Origin of the sequence: Thermosynechococcus sp. (assembly GCF_046299655.1) — a bacterium.
Lineage (GTDB): Bacteria > Cyanobacteriota > Cyanobacteriia > Thermosynechococcales > Thermosynechococcaceae > Thermosynechococcus.
The window spans coordinates 13,407-28,506 of sequence record NZ_JBKBHZ010000009.1 but is presented as its reverse complement, the minus strand read 5'-3'; the positions used below and the strand labels follow the sequence as shown (position 1 = coordinate 28,506).

Below are 15,100 nucleotides of genomic sequence, written 5' to 3'. Positions count from 1 at the left end.
AGGGATGATTCCAGCCTCTGTACCGACAGTATTGGCGACAACGATGCAACAGACTCTGAGGGAGGCTGTCCAATGGTCAGGGGTAGGTTTGCATTCCGGTCAATGGGTTGAAGTGACTCTGAAGCCAGCCCCCGCCAATACAGGACGGCAATTTGTGCGCCTTGATCTGGCGGAGCAGCCCGTGATTCCTGCTCAGATTGCGGCGGTGAAATCCACTCAGTTGGCAACGGAGTTGGTCGCCCATGGCGCTAGTGTGCGCACGGTTGAACATCTCTTGGCAGCGCTGGCGATCGCTGGTGTTGACAATGTCACAATTGAGATCACGGGAGCTGAAGTACCGGTGCTCGATGGCTCGGCGCAACCTTGGTTAGAAGGCATTCAAAAGGTCGGTGTTGTCTCTCAGGAAGCGCCTCGGCCAGCGGTAACCTTGAGACAGCCTGTTACCGTTTACGAAGGGGAGGCCTTTGTCAGTGCCATTCCTGCCCCCGAGCTGCGCCTTACCTATGGCATTGACTTTCCCTATGCGGCCATTGGTCGCCAGTGGTGTAGCTTTACCCCTTCAGAACTAGCGATCGCCGTTGCCCCTGCGCGCACCTTTGGTTTTGCTGAACAAGTGGAGGATTTGCGCAGCCAAGGCCTGATTCAGGGGGGCAGTTTAGAGAATGCCCTTGTGTGCAGTGCCAGTGGTTGGGTCAACCCGCCGTTACGCTTTGCCGATGAACCGGTTCGCCACAAGTTACTGGATCTTTGGGGAGATTTAGCCCTCCTAGGAACACCCCCTATCGCCCATTATGTCGCCTATCGGGCGAGTCATCATCTGCATACCCAATTGGCACGGGCGATCGCCCGCCAGATGGTTTAGGGAGCAACCATTCTCCCCTATGATTTGTTTATATCTTTAAGATCATACGCCGACACTTACTTCTATGCCAACGTTGACTGACTCCCCACCCACCACTGTGCTGACGGTCACCGAACTCCAGCAGTTGCTTCCCCACCGCTACCCCTTTTTGCTGGTGGATCGGATCATTGACTACGTGCCAGAAAAGTATGCCGTGGGGCTGAAAAACGTCACGATCAACGAGCCTTTTTTCCAAGGGCACTTTCCCGGTCGACCAATTATGCCGGGGGTGCTCATTGTGGAAGCTCTTGCCCAAGTGGGAGGGGTTGTCCTGATGCAGATGAACTGGGCAAAGGATAAGCTTTCTGTGTTCGCGGGCATTGATAAGGTTCGCTTTCGCCGTCCAGTCGTCCCTGGGGATCAGTTGATCCTGCGAGCTGAGCTTCTTGTGGTTAAGCAGCAGCGCATTGGCAAAATGCAAGGACGGGCTGAGGTGAATGGCCAATTGGTCTGTGAAGGCGAGATGATGTTCTCGCTAGTGGACTAGTCACAATCAATGATGCAAACACTGATCCATCCCACTGCTGTCATTCATCCCAGTGCTGAGCTGCATCCCACAGTTCGGGTCGGCCCCTATGCCGTGATTGGTGAACAGGTGCGCGTCGGCGCCCATACGGAAATTGGTGCCCACGTGATTATTGAGGGGCCAACGGAGGTGGGAGTAGGCAATCGCATCTTTCCAGGGGCAATTATCGGCACCGCCTCCCAGGATCAAAAATATACGGGTGCCAATAGTGCCCTGCGCATTGGTGATTACAATACGATTCGCGAGTTTGTGACAATTAACCGCGCCAATGGTGAAGGGGATGCCACGATTATTGGTAACCACAATCTGCTGCTGGCCTATGTCCATGTGGCTCACGATTGCGTGATTGAGGATCAGGTGGTGATTACGAATGCTGCCTCGATCGCTGGCCATGTGTGCATTGAATCCAAGGCACGCATTGGGGGTATGGTGGGCATTCACCAGTTTGTCCATATTGGTCGCTTGGCAATGGTGGGAGCAATGGCACGGGTAGATCGGGATGTGCCCCCCTATATGCTGGTGGAAGGTCATCCGGCGCGGGTGCGTGCCCTCAACCAAGTGGGATTGCGGCGGGCGGGTGTGACGGAGGCGCAAATGCGCGATCTCAAAGAAGCGTTTCGCATTCTCTATCGCCGTGAGTTACCCCTTGCCCAAGCGATCGCCGAGTTGGCGACATTGCCCCCCTCTGAGTATCTAGAACATCTCCAGCGCTTTTTGACCTATGCCCGTGAAGAGGGACGGCGCGGCTTAACCCCCAGTGGCCGGGCAACAACGGATTAAGTCTTTAGTTGCTTCCCCTCAACGCCATGCCGGCTGTGGTGCTTGTCCATCCCCAGATTCCCCCCAATACAGGCAATATTGCCCGCACCTGTGCGGCTACCCAAACGCCACTGCACCTGATTGAACCCTTGGGGTTTGAACTCAGCGATCGCTACTTGAAGCGAGCGGGTTTGGATTATTGGCCCTACGTGACCTTGTACTGCCATCCCGACTGGCCAACATTTCTCAAAACCACCCATCGGCAAGGACGGTTAGTTGCCTTTGAGCCTTCGGCACAACAGATCTACTGGGACTTTACCTTCGCAGAGAGTGATTGGCTGGTCTTTGGCAGTGAACCTGACGGCATTCCCCCTGACGTATTGGCGACCTGTGATGCCTTTTTGAAAATTCCCATGTGGCAACCGGCTGTTCGCAGTTTGAATCTCTCAGCGTCGGTGGCGATCGCTCTTATGGAAGCTTACCGCCAATTGTTTTCTTCTCGCCGTCTTTCTCTAACCTAAAGAGGCGAACGCCTTTCCTTTATGCCCTGTGCACTCCCTCAAAGAAGCTCAGGAGAGTTGCCATGGTGAGAGTTTTTTTATAGGCTAGGGCTGGTTTCTATTTAAAAGCACCTGTGCAATTTCCCCCGCAGTTTTTTTCGGTGCTCTTACTCAAGGGGATTCCCATTCAGATTAAGCGACAGCAGGTTTTCCGGGCACTGCGCCTGTTGTTTCTTTTCTCCTTGGTGGCAGCGGGAGCATGGTTTCTCTGGTACCGCCAGATGCGAGTTTTTAGCCGCGTGGGCTACCTCAACGGCACGCTCCTTAACATCTATGCTAGGATTCCCGGTACCCTTGTTTTATATCCGTTGCAGCCCGGCCAGCTTCTAAGCAAAGGTCAGGAAATCGGGCGAATTGAAAACGAGCGCAATCCTCAACTGGAAACCGATCGCCAAAACTTGGAGACTCGGTTAGCCGTTGCCCAACGCCAGCGGCAGGTGCTCCTCCAAAAACGCCAGAGTCGCCAAAAACTGATTGCAGAACTGAGCTACTATCAGCGGGAACAATACCGCTTAGAGGTTCAGTTTGCCCAAGAAGCCCTGCAGCGGGTGTTAGCAGAACTCAGAGAAGCCCAAGAGGCCCTGACCTTGGCTCGGCTTGAGGCAGATCGTTACACGCGTCTAGTGCGCCAAGGCGCTGTTTCGCGGCAGCGAGCAGATGAAGCCATTTACAAAGCTCGCCAAGCAGAACAGGTGGTCAAAAATAAACAGGCGGAACTGCGCCGCTATCAAACCAACCTAGAAGCCTTCCGCAGGGGCCTGCAACTAGATTCAGCACGCACCTTTAGCTTTCCTCAAATTCGCCTGATTGATCTACAAATTGAAGTCGTGAACATTGAAGGCCAAATTGCTGAAGCGGAAGCTACCATTGAACAGTTAAAGCGGGAAATTGCTAACATTAAGCAACAACTAGCGCTGCAAAAGCTTGCCCGCATTCAATCGCCCATTGACGGCGTCGTCTGGGCAGTGATTCACAAAAGTGGTGCCTTGGGAATTCCCATTAGTGCTGGTGATCCCATCGCTAAGGTTCTCGACTGTAGTGATGTCTGGGCAACGGCCTTGGTGGCGGAGCGCGAAAATGCTCGTCTGCGGGTGGGACAACCAGCCACCGTGCGTCTCCTGGATGGGAGCGATCGCCGACTACGCGGATGGGTACGTGCCATTCGCGGCGGTCCGGGCAAGGTGGTGGTGGGGGAAACTGTGGCTGTTCCCCCTCCCGATCTAGTGCGCAATGAGTTGGCCGTGGACATTGCCCTAGAAGAGTTGCCCGCCGAACTAGGAGCACAGCGGTTTTGCGGCGTTGGTCAAAGTGTAGAAGTCATTTTTGATACCCGATCCTGAGTGGGCGGTTCTCGCTCATCCCGATCATTGTGTAGTTCCCGAAGCCCCATGCTACTGCGAAAGCAATATGCCAGAACTCTGCTGCCGTTGGCCATCCTAGCCTTTGCCGCCGTTCAGCTCTGGACGTTTGACTGGCAAAACCTCGTTCCCAATCTGGTGGGGACTTGGAATGCGGGCAAGGCGATGTTTCGCACTGAGGGAACCAGCTTAGAGGCTTTGCTATTGCCCAGTGCGATATGGGGTGCCATTGTTTTGCTGATTAAAGAACTCTGGCCGCAGCCAACCTCCTTGGCTCGGCTGTTGGTTGCTGGAGGAACTATTTTCTTTGGGGTGCGCTACGAATTGTGGCGAGTCTTCTACAGTCTTAACTTGGATGATCCCGTCAATAGCGTGCTCTCGGTTGGCCTCTTTTTGGCCGAACTGTTGATGGTCTTTAACACCCTAGCGTTCTTTTTTCACTGTAGTTTTACGATCAACCGCAGCCCAGAGGCGGATCGTTACGAGCAAGATGTGATCAGTGGCAAGTACCAACCTTGGGTAGATGTGATCCTACCAACATACAACGAGGGCGTGGATATTCTACGACGCTCGGTAATTGCTTGCCAAGCAATGGATTACCCCAATAAGCGCATTTATCTTTTGGACGATACCCGCCGCCCCCATGTGCGTGCCCTTGCTGCCGAATTGGGCTGTGAGTATCGCGATCGCCCCGACAATCGTCACGCCAAAGCGGGGAACATCAACCATGCCCTACCCACCCTTACTGGCGAATTTATCGTCGTTTTTGATGCCGATTTTACCCCCTGCCGCAATTTTCTCAACCGCACCATTGGCTTTTTCCAAGATCCCAAAACTGCCATGGTGCAAACCCCGCAGCATTTTTTTAACGAAGACCCCATTACCGTCAATCTAGGGCTAGAAGGAATTGTCAACAATGAACAGAGCCTCTTTTTCCGCTTTATCCAACCCAGTCGCGATTGGTGGGATTCTGTAGTCTGCTGTGGCACCTGTTTTGTCATTCGCCGCAGTGCCCTCGATGAGATTGGTGGTATTCCCACCGATACCATTACCGAAGACTACATGACCAGTATGAAACTCCAGAGTTTGGGCTATCGAGTGAAATATCTCAACGAGGCCCTCTCTGCCGGCATGTCGCCTGAAACCATTAGCGCTTACGTCAATCAACGCCTGCGCTGGGGGCAGGGCACCTTACAAATGTTGTTTGTGGGGGGTAACTGTTTTACCGTGCCCAACCTACGCTTTAGTCAGCGCTTCTCCCATGCCTTGAGCATTGTCTATTGGTTTTTAGCCCTGTCGCGGGTCACTTCCCTCTTGGTTCCGCTGACGTTTCTCCTATTTGGCACCGCCCCCCTGCGGGCGACAATTAACGAGATTCTCTACTTTTACTTGCCCTACTATCTCGGCAATGCCTTGAGTTTTTCTTGGTTTACCGAGGGGCGGCGTTCAGCGTTTTGGTCTGATGTCTATGAAACCATTTTGGCCTTTCCCATGGCCATTACGATTCTCCGCACGCTCATTCAACCTCGCGGCAAAACCTTTAAGGTCACTCCCAAGGGAATCATTGACCCGCACCGCATCAATCCCAATTGGCCACTCATCCGTCCTCTGTTACTCTTAGCTGCCGTCACCTTCTTGGGGATTCTCTGGCGTAGCCGCCCTCTCCAAGACACAGTTGTGAACCCAGATAGCTTGGCACTCAATATCTTTTGGAGTGTCTATAACTTAGGGTTGTTGCTTGTTTCAATCATGGTAGCCATTGATGTGCCGCAGCGACGCTTTACCCGTTTTGAGCGCCGTGAATCCTGTTATGTACTGGTACGTTCAGAAAACTGCCAAGTAAAGTTAGACGGCAAATCCTTCACAGGGTATACCCTTGACATCAGTGAAGGCGGTGCCCGTCTGCATCTTTGGTCTGAAGATTTCTCCAGTCAAGAACTAGCTGCCTGTCTCAGGGGTGCTAAAGGGTATCTCTGCTTCTTGCCGCCGGGGGAGCTAGCAGACTTGACGCTAGAAGTTACTGTTCGCTGGTGTGCCCCCTTGCGTTCAAAATCTCCCCAAGAGAGGGGAGGAAGGGTAGCGGTAGGCGTTCTGTTTTCGGAATTGTCCTTGGCGCAAGAGCGCCGCTTGATTCCCTATCTCTACTGTCAGCCTAGTCAATGGCAAGAAGTGCGTGCTCCTGAGCTAAAAACCGCTTGGGCCATGCTCCAAAGTCTCTTTCGATTACATCCCTTAGCCGAGAGCCGCTAACCATTGAGAAGGCTGAGGAGATTTTGAATTGCCATACTCGTGGCGCGAATTGCTGCATGGATATTGGCATTTTTCGGCTCAACTTGCAGCAGATAGGCCAAGCTGGATTGGAGATACGTCAGTGCCATCTGAATGTTGGAATCAATGTGCTGGTAGGGTTGGGGCGGGTAGGGGTGGCCATAACTGGGATGGGGATAGCCCACAGAATGCTCGTAGTTCGCTGCTGGATATCCTTGGGTGTAATCATAGCTGGGGTGGGGATAGCCCACAGAATGCTCGTAGTTCGCCACTGGATACCCTTGGGAATAGTCATAGTTGGGGTGGGGATAGCCCACAGAATGCTCGTAGTTCGCTGCTGGATACCCTTGGGTAGCCTCAACTGGTTGCACAGGCTCAGAGGGCGTTGACGCTGTTGCTGCCACTGCAGGGACTGGTGGCGCCGCAGGCAAAATGACGGCGTGATCCTCTTCCTCCTCTGGTTCGCCAGCAGGGGAGGCAATTGGCGTTGATGGGGTGTCACTGGCCTTGGCAGTCATAATTTCCGTAGCCTCGAGGATTTGGGTGGGGGCGCTGTCAATTTCGCCCATGCGTTCTCCCCGTTTGTAGCCACTGATCTGGCTGCGACTCTCGGCGGTCTCTTTCTCTTCTTTTTTCAGCCACACCAGAAAGTCAGAGGCACTGTAGGTGAGTTCCCCTCCCAAGGTACGAATGGCAACAAAGCCATTGGCCACATTGACACTTTGAATGGGATACCACGTACCGCGATAGAGAATCATCGCATCCATCCCAAGGGAGGTGCCCCCCCTAAGAGCACCCCACCGCTTCCCCCGTGCCCAGCGGTCTTTCCACAGCACTCCTGCTTCGGTGTATTGGATCACGTAGCCTTCGGGAACGGTGCGATGTTCGTAACGTAAAAATCCGGGGGTTTGAGCTACACCGACTTGGAAGATCTCATAATCTACCATTACCTCTTGAATTAGAGACCGATAGGGGGAGGCATCCCGTACTTCAATGGCAAGGGTGGGGGCATCTGTTTTTACTCGCGCAACGATGCCATCTTTGTAGGAAATTAACTGCACTTCATCAAAGGTTGGCTCCACGCGCAGGTGCCGATTCGAGAGCATTCGCGAATTGTTCTGAATCAAGTCTTTAATAAATTGGTCTATTAATTCGCGATCGCCCATAGTTTTTGCTTTGAATCACGGCAAGAAGGCTGCCAGCCACTGGGCCTAGGGGACCTGCACCCTTGTTGTTTTCATTATATTCTCTGTGAATTTCTTTCTATGGAAAGCATTGTCTAATGCAACTTTGCGACGCTAGGCTCGTTCTTGCATTGTGGTCACAAGTTGGCTGAGCAACACTGTTAACGTCAGTCTAGGATAAAAAGCCTGCTGCCAACAACCGTAAATTTACGGATTGAAGGTCTGGAAATACTCCCGCAGCCGCTGTAACGCCTGACCCCGATGACTGACCTGTTGCTTTTCAGTGGGACTCATCTCCGCAAAGGTACGCTGCTGACTGGGCACCCAAAAGATAGGATCGTAGCCAAACCCCCCCTGCCCCCGAGGCGCCGTTAAAATCTCGCCTGCACACCGTCCTTCGGTTGTAACGGCAATGGTGCCATCGGGACGGGCGACGGCAATGACACAAATAAATTCAGCAGCGCGATCGCTCACACCAGCCATTTCCCGCAAGAGGCGCTCAATGCGTTCAGCATCCGTCGCACCATAGCGAGCCGAATAGATGCCCGGTGCCCCCTGCAGGGCATGCACCACTAGCCCCGAATCGTCGGCGATCGCCCACGCTCCCATCTCCTTGGCGGCAGTGGCGGCCTTCAAACAGGCATTACCCACAAAGGAATCGGCAGTCTCAGCAATCTCAATGGTGGCGGGCAGGGGTAGCAACTCCCCAATCCACGGTTGTAACCAGCCTTGAAACTCTTTGACCTTACCGGCATTGTGACTGGCTAAGATAGCTTGGGCGAGAACGGGCATTTCCTAAGGACGACGCTGCAACTGAATATGATCTTGCCGCAAACTGACATCAAAGTGCTGCAGAAAATCCTGCCCCAACAGGCCAAGGCTGATTTCAGATCCGGCCACCGCAACGGGCAATTGCTGACGCTGGAAGCCGCCAACGCTGATGGATTGGACATACACGATCGGCAAGACTACTTGACCATTGGCGGTATGAAACACGCGATTGTCCACCACTTGAGCGGGAGTAATGCCTAAAGCACGTGCCATGGGTTGCGTAATCACGGTCATACTGGCGCCTGAATCCACCAACATCTCAAACCGCAGTCGTTGATTAAAGGTTACTGAGATAACGGGAATTCCCCCTTGCCGCCGCAGAATCGGTACGATGCCACTGGGCTGGGTGATCCCTGTTGCCATGGGTGGCGCAGGAGTTCGGGGCAGTTGTTGCAGCCATAGCAATTCTTGACGATAGCGAGCAAGGGCCTGCGCCTGTTGGGGATGGGCACGAATGACCTGATTGAGAATTTGCACTGCTGTTGCCCAGTCTTGGTTGGCGATCGCCCGATAAAAACGCTCTGGTAAGACAACTGACGGCGTCCCCCGCGCCGGCGTAATCAGGAACACCATTCCCACCAAGGTTGCCAGCGCCCAGTATCCGTAGTGTTGGGTCATGCGTTTCTTCGTACCCTAGGATCAATAGTAGCGAGAGAACCGCTGGCTATTGCAGTCTGGCCATGAGCACGCAACCTTCGCCGCAACTGAATCCTGAAGACTATTTGGAATGGGAAGCCCAAAGTGGCGTTAAGCACGAATATATCAATGGCCAAGTATCTGCAATGGCCGCAGCCAGTGATGCTCACATTACCCTAGCCTTGAATTTGGCCACCCTCCTACGACCCACTGTGCGGCAGCGGGGTTGTCGTCTGTACATGTCAGATATGAAAGTGCGGCTTGAGCAGCGAAATTGCTTTTACTATCCTGATTTGTTGGTGACCTGTGACCCACGGGATCAGCAAACACCGCTCTATAAATCCTCCCTTGCTTGGTAATTGAGGTGCTTTCTCCCTCAACAGAGGTCTTTGATCGCGGCGATAAATTCATTGACTATCAAAGCCTTGAGAGCCTCGAGGAATATGTGCTTGTGAATACCCGCCGACAGCGATTGGAGAGCTTTCGTCGTAGTGCCTCGGGCTTATGGGTTTGGCAGGCCTACTCTCCTCCAGAGGATTGGGTTGAATTCAAGAGCATTGGCTGGCAAGGCCACATATCGGATATTTATGAGGATGTCAGCCTAGAATTGTAATCTCAATCAAAAGTTCGTGTGAATGGCGTCCATGGGGCAGGCAGTGACACACTGCTCACAGACAATGCAACGGGAGCGGGTAAATTGCAGTTGAAACGTCTCTGGATGGAGGGTCAGCGCCTGGGTGGGGCATACCCCTGTACAGAGGCCACAGTGGACACAGGCCTGCTCATCAATCACAATTTCACGGCTGGCAAGGGACACTTCTATATTCTGCTGCCGTAACCATTCTAGGGCGGCCTCCATTTGATCAATGTCCCCAGCCAATTCGAGAACTAGTTTGCCCACTTGGTTGGGCGCCACTTGGGCACGGATGATATTGGCCGCAATGTTAAAGTCCTTGGCCAAGCGATAGGTGACGGGCATCTGAATTGCCCGCCGGGGGAATGTCAATGTGACTCGCTTTTTCACTGGTTGAAGTGTTGAATTGTCGTCTTGCTTTCTACTGTAACTAGGATGGGGAATCGGTGCTGACAATCTCACCGAGGCGTTCAATCTGCAAGGGGGTGTTGGGAAAGTCGGCTTGGGTTAAACGGCGAATCAGTTGCACACTAGCAAAGTTTTGATCAATGTGGGGAATCCCCTTGGCATCGAGGCGTACAGGAATGATTTTTCCTTGAAGGAAGCGACCAGAACCGTCGAGTTCAACATCGAGGATTAAGGACTTGCCAAGGGTGCCGTGACTGCTCAGGGTCTGATAGCCGACAAAGTTCCCCAAAGAATAGGCAATGAGGCGGCCTTTGTACAATTCAAGGGCACGGGGGACATGGGGACCATGACCTAGGATTAAATCGGCACCATTGTCAATCATGGTGCGGGCAAACTGCACCACATTGCCGCGGTTTTCACCGTAAAAATACTCGGTGCGATCGCGGGTGTGAATTTGATCGCTGCCTTCGGCGCCCCCATGGAAACTGACAATGACAATATTCGCGTTTTGCTTGGCCTTCTGTACAAGAGCGGCACCGGCCCTGAGGTCTTGAATGCGATTTTGGCCGTCATAGGTGGCAAAGCCAATAAATGCTGTTTTCAGGCCATTGGCTTCGAGGTAGGTAATTTGATTGAGATCGCCAATGGCAGTCATGCCAGCGGCGTTGATGTAGCGAATCGTATCGCGAAAACCCTGTTCGTTAAAGTCGTAGCTGTGGTTGTTGGCAATGTTGAGGAGATGGAAACCGGCTTGGCGCAATACTTGGGCATAACTGGGTGGTGAGCGAAAGGCAAAACTGCGACCACTACTGGTGTTTTTGAAGGGATGGAGATAATCGGTGAGGGTACCTTCGTAGTTGCCAAAGAGGAGATCGGCTCCCTGCAGATAGGGTTTCACAGCAGCAAAGAGCTTTTGCGGCTCCGCAGGCAAACGGTTACTCGGAAAATTGGTGCCAAGGACAATATCGCCAACGGCTTTCATCCGCAAACGGCGATCGCTAGGCGCTGGCGAGGGAGAGACAGCGGGAACAGCAGGTTCAGGGGTCGTAATGGCAGGACTGGGTTCTGGACGGGGCGGAGCCTCAACACTGAGTTGGTTTTGCAGAGTAAAGGCAACGGCACCTGTGCCCGCGATCGCCAGTAAACTGAGGGCAAAGGCACTCACCGCCTGAGAGGAGGAGGGGGTGGCAGGGGAAGCTGGCCTTGAGCTTGCTGACGCCACTGGTGGCGGCGGTAAACTCTCCTGTAGGTCAACCGTCTGTGTCCATTCCGGCCAGTCTTCGCCAAGACGTCGCCCATGAAGCCGCACGCGCAAAATTCCCTGGGGGGCTAGTTGCCTGAGGCCTCGGCAAACAAACTGAACACAGACTTGGGGCGGCAGCGATCGCGCCGCTTCAAACATAATTTGTAAACAGTCTCCCCGCCGCCGCACGAGGGCACGCACCCCCTTGGCCTGAAGCGTGCGGTTCATCAAATGGGCAATGGCCTCCGCTTGACCCTGCCGTGCTTGCTGCCAAATCAAATCAAGGGAAGCGGTCATGATCAAAAAAGATTAAAAAATTTTTTCGGCAATCGCGCCCTGTTGGGGTTATTCTACGGCAAGCCAAAACGCTTGTGGGCTAGCCTTAGACCAATTTGGCAAACGTCATGCGTTGGAGTCTTCGGCGTGTAACGCTCGCAACAGATCATGACGGCTAATAATCCCCACCAATTCCCCTTGGTCATCCACGACCGGCAGGCGACTAATGTGGTGATTGACCATGAGACGCGCTGCTTCCGAAATGGGGGCATCCACATGAATGGTGTGGGGATTGGGGGTCATGACATCTTGCACCTGTTGGCCGAGGGTTTTCTTGAGGTGTTGATGAAAGGATTCTGGAGACTCAAAGTAAATGATGCTGCCTAGGAAGGTGATGTACAAGGGCGGCTCGAGGGGGGCTTCGCGCACGATCAGGTCAGCTTCAGATACCAATCCCACCAATTTGCCCTGCTCATCCACCACGGGGAGGCCGCGCACCTGTTTTTCTTCCATGAGGCGAACTGCCTCAGAAATTGGCGCATCGGCACGAATGGTAAAGGGGGTGGGGGTCATGTAGTCACGAACAAGAGCGGTCATAGTTAACCTAGAGAATGGGAGGACAGTTCAAGGGGATGGCAGTCGCCATGCATTGCTAAGTCAGGGCGCAGGCTCTGAGCATGGCGCAAATAGGCATGGTAAATCGGTTGATCGGGGTTAGGCGTGTTGAAGTAAATCAAGCAGCGGATACAGCGGGGCAAATCTCCCTCCACGTGCATCTGCTGGACATCAAGGAGGGGAATGTTGCGCCAATGGGGGCACTCACGGGCGATCGCCGCTGGAAAAATTTGATCCAAGTCACGGGTCACCGAGAAGGTGACACTAATCACCTCTGAAAAATCAAGGGCATTACGCCGCTCAATCTCACCGAGGAGTTCCAAAACTGCCTCACGGATTGCTGGAACTGAATTTTCAGTGGCGGTAGTTGCTCCACGAATTGCTCGGACGCGCCAGCCCACAGGTTGCTCCTCCATCAAGAGACCGCAAGGGTACTGTATCCAGCTTAGGGGCGATAGAGCCAGAGGGGAAGTCCATTGGTGGCGATTTCAAATTCCAACCACTCGAGACCCGCTGGCCACGGAAAGGGGAATCGTTCCTGCTGACGCGGAAACAGACGTGCTAAAGGGGACTTTGGTTCTTCAATGGTTTGTACCTTGGTTTTGTCGGGGTCAAGGCCGGCCAGTTCCGCCAGCCAGCGACGCGCATCCTCCTCAGTCCCCAAGCGATCCACGAGTCCGAGGGCAAGGGCCTGCTCCCCCGTAAAGACCCGCCCATCGGCAAAGCTGCGCACGGTTTCAATATCGAGGTTACGTGCCTCCGCCACCGTCTGGACAAACTGGTGATAGCTGGTGTCAATCAGGTCTTGGAGAATGCGGATTTCTTCCTCGGTGAGGTCGCGATCGAAGGCAAGAATGTCCTTGTAGGGACCAGATTTGATCACCTTAAAGGAGACCCCCACTTTGTCGAGGAGCCGTTGCAGATTGTTGCCCCGCAGGATGACGCCAATGCTGCCTGTAATGGTGCCGGGGTTGGCCATGATGCGCTGCGCTCCCATGCCGATATAGACGCCGCCAGAGGCAGAGATATTGCCAAAACTGGCAACAATTTTCATTTTTGACTGCAAGCGCTTGAGGGCGGCATAGATTTCTTGGGAGTCCCCCACGGTACCGCCGGGACTGTCAATGCGCACCAGCAGCGCTGGGTAGCCCCGCTCTTCAATGGTTTTCAGGGCTTTGAGGACACGACGGCGAGTACCGCCAGCGATCGCGCCTGTAATTTCGAGGCGGGCAATTTGACGACGGTAACCACGGGAAAAAGGCCAAGGCATAGGCAGCAGTTAGTTCCGCAAATCTTAACAATTGACTCAGATTTCTAATCTAGCAAGGTTCTAGGAGGCAGAGGGCGGTGCTTGCTTCACCATTGCTGCTGAGAGTCCCTCAGTGCCGTTGCCGATGTACCACAGGGCGGCGGCGGCTTCACCATGGGTGACGGCTTTTTGGGGCTGGAGCAAGCGGGTTTCCCCCCAAACGCGGCGAATATTTGAGAGATCCCCCGCCAGATAGTCAGCAGCCACGGCATTGATGGCCGCGGGAGCAATCCGTTGACTGTCCTTGAAGCCCCAAGTTTGCTGAATGCGGTCAATGGTACTGGGATTTAGCCGCCCCTGCTGATCGAGGGGCACTTTCCACTGCAAAAGGGTTTCACGGGTAAGAGGAGCTTCTGGGCGAAAGAAACTACTGCCCTCGCCGGTGAGGGGACTGGGCAGAAATCCAGCCATTGCCAGTCCTTGAATATAGGGAAAGTCAGGGTGAGTGGAGGGAACATCCTGAAAAATCGGGGGGTCGTTGCGGTTACCCAAGCGGATTTGGCGTGCGGGGCGATCGTTGTAAAAGCGGTTGTAGGTGGTCACCAACCAGCGCACAAACTGAGCGCGACTGATGGGAGTATTGGGTTGCAGGCGATCGCCCGTCGTACTGAGAACCCCCAGTTCTGCTAAATCGCGAATGGCAGGCTGGAGGGGAGTAGGAGCATCTTCGAGATCAGCAAAGGTTTGGGGTGAGGTAGCGTTGGATTGGGGAGCTGGGGTGGCCGTGGCACTATTGACGGGTGTGTAAGCAACTGTAAACGTTGTCAGGTTATTTTCTGGTACCGTGTTGATGGTGACGCTCACTTCCAGCTCATCACTGCGCCCCTTGAGGGTGATCGTATTATCCGCCACTTGCTGCTCCACCAGTTGCCAGCCGGATTGTTGAAATTGCTGGCTATAGAATTGCTGGATAGCGATCGCTGGTGCTTGTGCTTGCCAGCGGGTTTCTGTGATCTGCGGTGCCCCCGCTTGCGGCTGAGTAGCTACGAGCATCGCATTAGGAAACCGTAAATTCTCTGGCAGCGTCGCTAGGGATTCTGTAGGGGCTGGAGCCGTAGGAGAACTACCTGCCCACTGATCGGCATGGGGATCCGCGGCAAATAAATTCTGTAACCCGCTCCCCTCACAACTGCTGAGAAGTAGGGCACTCAAGAATAAAATCCATCCCAATGGGCGCGATCGCTTCAATGTTCCTCGACCCTCACTTGGCTTTCTCTTGACTGAGTGCAGATTTCAGTCGCCACAGGAGAAACGTCTGCCCCAACTCTAGAGGCAGGGGCGTCACCCCCTCAATACAGGACTGTACCCAGCCATCTCCCCACGACCATTCCTGCCAGCCCTCAATGGCCTGTCGCAATACCAGCACGAGTCGCTCTGCCGTGAGCAGTTCCACGCGATGTTCTAGTTTTAACCACAGGAATTCACTGGTGAAGGTATCCCCCCCTTGCAGGCGATCGCCCGTTGTCTGAATCTGTAGGGGCCACAACCACTGCCGTAACTGTCTTGGCTGTGTCAAATAATCCCGCACCTGCTCGGCAGTCGCCGGCACCTCAATGCGCAAATGGCTTGACTGAAATCTTCCCAGCATCGCT

16 protein-coding genes and 1 pseudogene are annotated in these 15,100 nt (G+C 53.9%); 7 read left to right on the top strand and 10 right to left on the bottom strand.

Annotated elements, in window-relative coordinates; all coding sequences use genetic code 11:
* Positions 1–4: 4 nt before the first annotated feature.
* The 6 genes from lpxC (at position 5) to ACK4HN_RS07540 (ending at position 6,354) form a co-directional block, all read left to right on the top strand.
* Positions 5–862 carry a UDP-3-O-acyl-N-acetylglucosamine deacetylase gene (lpxC, locus tag ACK4HN_RS07565; RefSeq protein WP_409870310.1) on the top strand — a complete coding sequence of 286 codons (858 nt, stop codon included), beginning with the start codon at positions 5–7 and terminating at the stop codon, positions 860–862.
* 64 nt (positions 863–926) lie between these two features.
* The gene (gene fabZ, locus ACK4HN_RS07560; protein ID WP_011057628.1) at positions 927–1,388 is read left to right on the top strand and encodes a 3-hydroxyacyl-ACP dehydratase FabZ; all 462 of its coding nucleotides are present in this window, start codon (positions 927–929) and stop codon (positions 1,386–1,388) included.
* A gap of 12 nt (positions 1,389–1,400) precedes the next feature.
* Positions 1,401–2,207 (top strand): acyl-ACP--UDP-N-acetylglucosamine O-acyltransferase, encoded by an 807-nt coding sequence (gene lpxA, locus ACK4HN_RS07555; protein WP_409850825.1) that lies wholly within the window; start codon positions 1,401–1,403, stop codon positions 2,205–2,207.
* A 26-nt stretch (positions 2,208–2,233) separates the two neighbouring features.
* Positions 2,234–2,707 carry a tRNA (cytidine(34)-2'-O)-methyltransferase gene (locus ACK4HN_RS07550; RefSeq protein WP_409870314.1) on the top strand — a complete coding sequence of 158 codons (474 nt, stop codon included), beginning with the start codon at positions 2,234–2,236 and terminating at the stop codon, positions 2,705–2,707.
* Positions 2,708–2,820: 113 nt separating this feature from the next.
* Positions 2,821–4,086, top strand: a complete 1,266-nt coding sequence (locus tag ACK4HN_RS07545) for an HlyD family secretion protein (protein WP_409877426.1) — start codon at positions 2,821–2,823, stop codon at positions 4,084–4,086.
* 48 nt (positions 4,087–4,134) lie between these two features.
* A complete protein-coding gene (locus ACK4HN_RS07540; RefSeq protein WP_409877424.1) occupies positions 4,135–6,354 on the top strand; it encodes a glycosyltransferase family 2 protein in 2,220 nt (739 codons plus the stop codon).
* Here the strand turns inward: ACK4HN_RS07540 and ACK4HN_RS07535 are convergent.
* From ACK4HN_RS07535 to ACK4HN_RS07525, 3 genes are all read right to left on the bottom strand, one after another.
* Positions 6,351–7,478, bottom strand: coding sequence for a DUF3824 domain-containing protein (locus ACK4HN_RS07535; RefSeq protein WP_409877422.1), 1,128 nt, complete (start codon positions 7,476–7,478; stop codon positions 6,351–6,353). The two genes, ACK4HN_RS07540 and ACK4HN_RS07535, sit on opposite strands and share 4 nt — an antisense overlap.
* A 285-nt stretch (positions 7,479–7,763) precedes the next feature.
* Entirely contained in the window at positions 7,764–8,348 is a 585-nt protein-coding gene (rdgB, locus tag ACK4HN_RS07530) for an RdgB/HAM1 family non-canonical purine NTP pyrophosphatase (protein WP_409869807.1), read from the bottom strand.
* A 3-nt stretch (positions 8,349–8,351) separates the two neighbouring features.
* Positions 8,352–9,005, bottom strand: a complete 654-nt coding sequence (locus ACK4HN_RS07525) for a TIGR02281 family clan AA aspartic protease (protein WP_409869805.1) — start codon at positions 9,003–9,005, stop codon at positions 8,352–8,354.
* A 62-nt stretch (positions 9,006–9,067) separates the two neighbouring features.
* Between ACK4HN_RS07525 and ACK4HN_RS07520 the strand changes: the two are divergent.
* Positions 9,068–9,636, top strand: a pseudogene (locus tag ACK4HN_RS07520) (Uma2 family endonuclease).
* A gap of 6 nt (positions 9,637–9,642) precedes the next feature.
* Here the strand turns inward: ACK4HN_RS07520 and ACK4HN_RS07515 are convergent.
* From ACK4HN_RS07515 to ACK4HN_RS07485, 7 genes are all read right to left on the bottom strand, one after another.
* Positions 9,643–10,047 carry an NIL domain-containing protein gene (locus tag ACK4HN_RS07515; RefSeq protein ID WP_409850794.1) on the bottom strand — a complete coding sequence of 135 codons (405 nt, stop codon included), beginning with the start codon at positions 10,045–10,047 and terminating at the stop codon, positions 9,643–9,645.
* 40 nt (positions 10,048–10,087) lie between these two features.
* Positions 10,088–11,605 carry a CapA family protein gene (locus tag ACK4HN_RS07510; RefSeq protein ID WP_409869803.1) on the bottom strand — a complete coding sequence of 506 codons (1,518 nt, stop codon included), beginning with the start codon at positions 11,603–11,605 and terminating at the stop codon, positions 10,088–10,090.
* A gap of 105 nt (positions 11,606–11,710) precedes the next feature.
* Positions 11,711–12,181: a CBS domain-containing protein gene (locus ACK4HN_RS07505; RefSeq protein ID WP_409869801.1), complete on the bottom strand. Its 471-nt coding sequence runs from the start codon at positions 12,179–12,181 to the stop codon at positions 11,711–11,713.
* Positions 12,182–12,183: 2 nt separating this feature from the next.
* A complete protein-coding gene (gene aroH / locus ACK4HN_RS07500; protein WP_409869799.1) occupies positions 12,184–12,615 on the bottom strand; it encodes a chorismate mutase in 432 nt (143 codons plus the stop codon).
* 29 nt (positions 12,616–12,644) lie between these two features.
* Positions 12,645–13,469: a signal peptide peptidase SppA gene (gene sppA, locus ACK4HN_RS07495; protein ID WP_409869797.1), complete on the bottom strand. Its 825-nt coding sequence runs from the start codon at positions 13,467–13,469 to the stop codon at positions 12,645–12,647.
* 60 nt (positions 13,470–13,529) lie between these two features.
* Positions 13,530–14,660 (bottom strand): S-layer homology domain-containing protein, encoded by a 1,131-nt coding sequence (locus tag ACK4HN_RS07490; protein ID WP_409869795.1) that lies wholly within the window; start codon positions 14,658–14,660, stop codon positions 13,530–13,532.
* Positions 14,661–14,709: 49 nt separating this feature from the next.
* A complete protein-coding gene (locus tag ACK4HN_RS07485) occupies positions 14,710–15,096 on the bottom strand; it encodes a hypothetical protein (protein ID WP_409869794.1) in 387 nt (128 codons plus the stop codon).
* Positions 15,097–15,100 lie beyond the last annotated feature (4 nt).

Excerpts from the sequence above, each read along its gene's own strand:
- ACK4HN_RS07540 (WP_409877424.1), top strand. The coding sequence starts at position 4,135 with ATGCTACTGCGAAAGCAATATGCCAGAACTCTGCTGCCGTTGGCCATC.
- ACK4HN_RS07525 (WP_409869805.1), bottom strand. The coding sequence starts at position 9,005 with ATGACCCAACACTACGGATACTGGGCGCTGGCAACCTTGGTGGGAATG.
- ACK4HN_RS07510 (WP_409869803.1), bottom strand. The coding sequence starts at position 11,605 with ATGACCGCTTCCCTTGATTTGATTTGGCAGCAAGCACGGCAGGGTCAA.
- lpxC (WP_409870310.1), top strand. The coding sequence starts at position 5 with ATGATTCCAGCCTCTGTACCGACAGTATTGGCGACAACGATGCAACAG.
- ACK4HN_RS07505 (WP_409869801.1), bottom strand. The coding sequence starts at position 12,181 with ATGACCGCTCTTGTTCGTGACTACATGACCCCCACCCCCTTTACCATT.
- ACK4HN_RS07485 (WP_409869794.1), bottom strand. The coding sequence starts at position 15,096 with ATGCTGGGAAGATTTCAGTCAAGCCATTTGCGCATTGAGGTGCCGGCG.
- fabZ (WP_011057628.1), top strand. The coding sequence starts at position 927 with ATGCCAACGTTGACTGACTCCCCACCCACCACTGTGCTGACGGTCACC.
- aroH (WP_409869799.1), bottom strand. The coding sequence starts at position 12,615 with ATGGAGGAGCAACCTGTGGGCTGGCGCGTCCGAGCAATTCGTGGAGCA.
- ACK4HN_RS07535 (WP_409877422.1), bottom strand. The coding sequence starts at position 7,478 with ATGCTCTCGAATCGGCACCTGCGCGTGGAGCCAACCTTTGATGAAGTG.
- lpxA (WP_409850825.1), top strand. The coding sequence starts at position 1,401 with ATGCAAACACTGATCCATCCCACTGCTGTCATTCATCCCAGTGCTGAG.
- rdgB (WP_409869807.1), bottom strand. The coding sequence starts at position 8,348 with ATGCCCGTTCTCGCCCAAGCTATCTTAGCCAGTCACAATGCCGGTAAG.
- ACK4HN_RS07550 (WP_409870314.1), top strand. The coding sequence starts at position 2,234 with ATGCCGGCTGTGGTGCTTGTCCATCCCCAGATTCCCCCCAATACAGGC.
- sppA (WP_409869797.1), bottom strand. The coding sequence starts at position 13,469 with ATGCCTTGGCCTTTTTCCCGTGGTTACCGTCGTCAAATTGCCCGCCTC.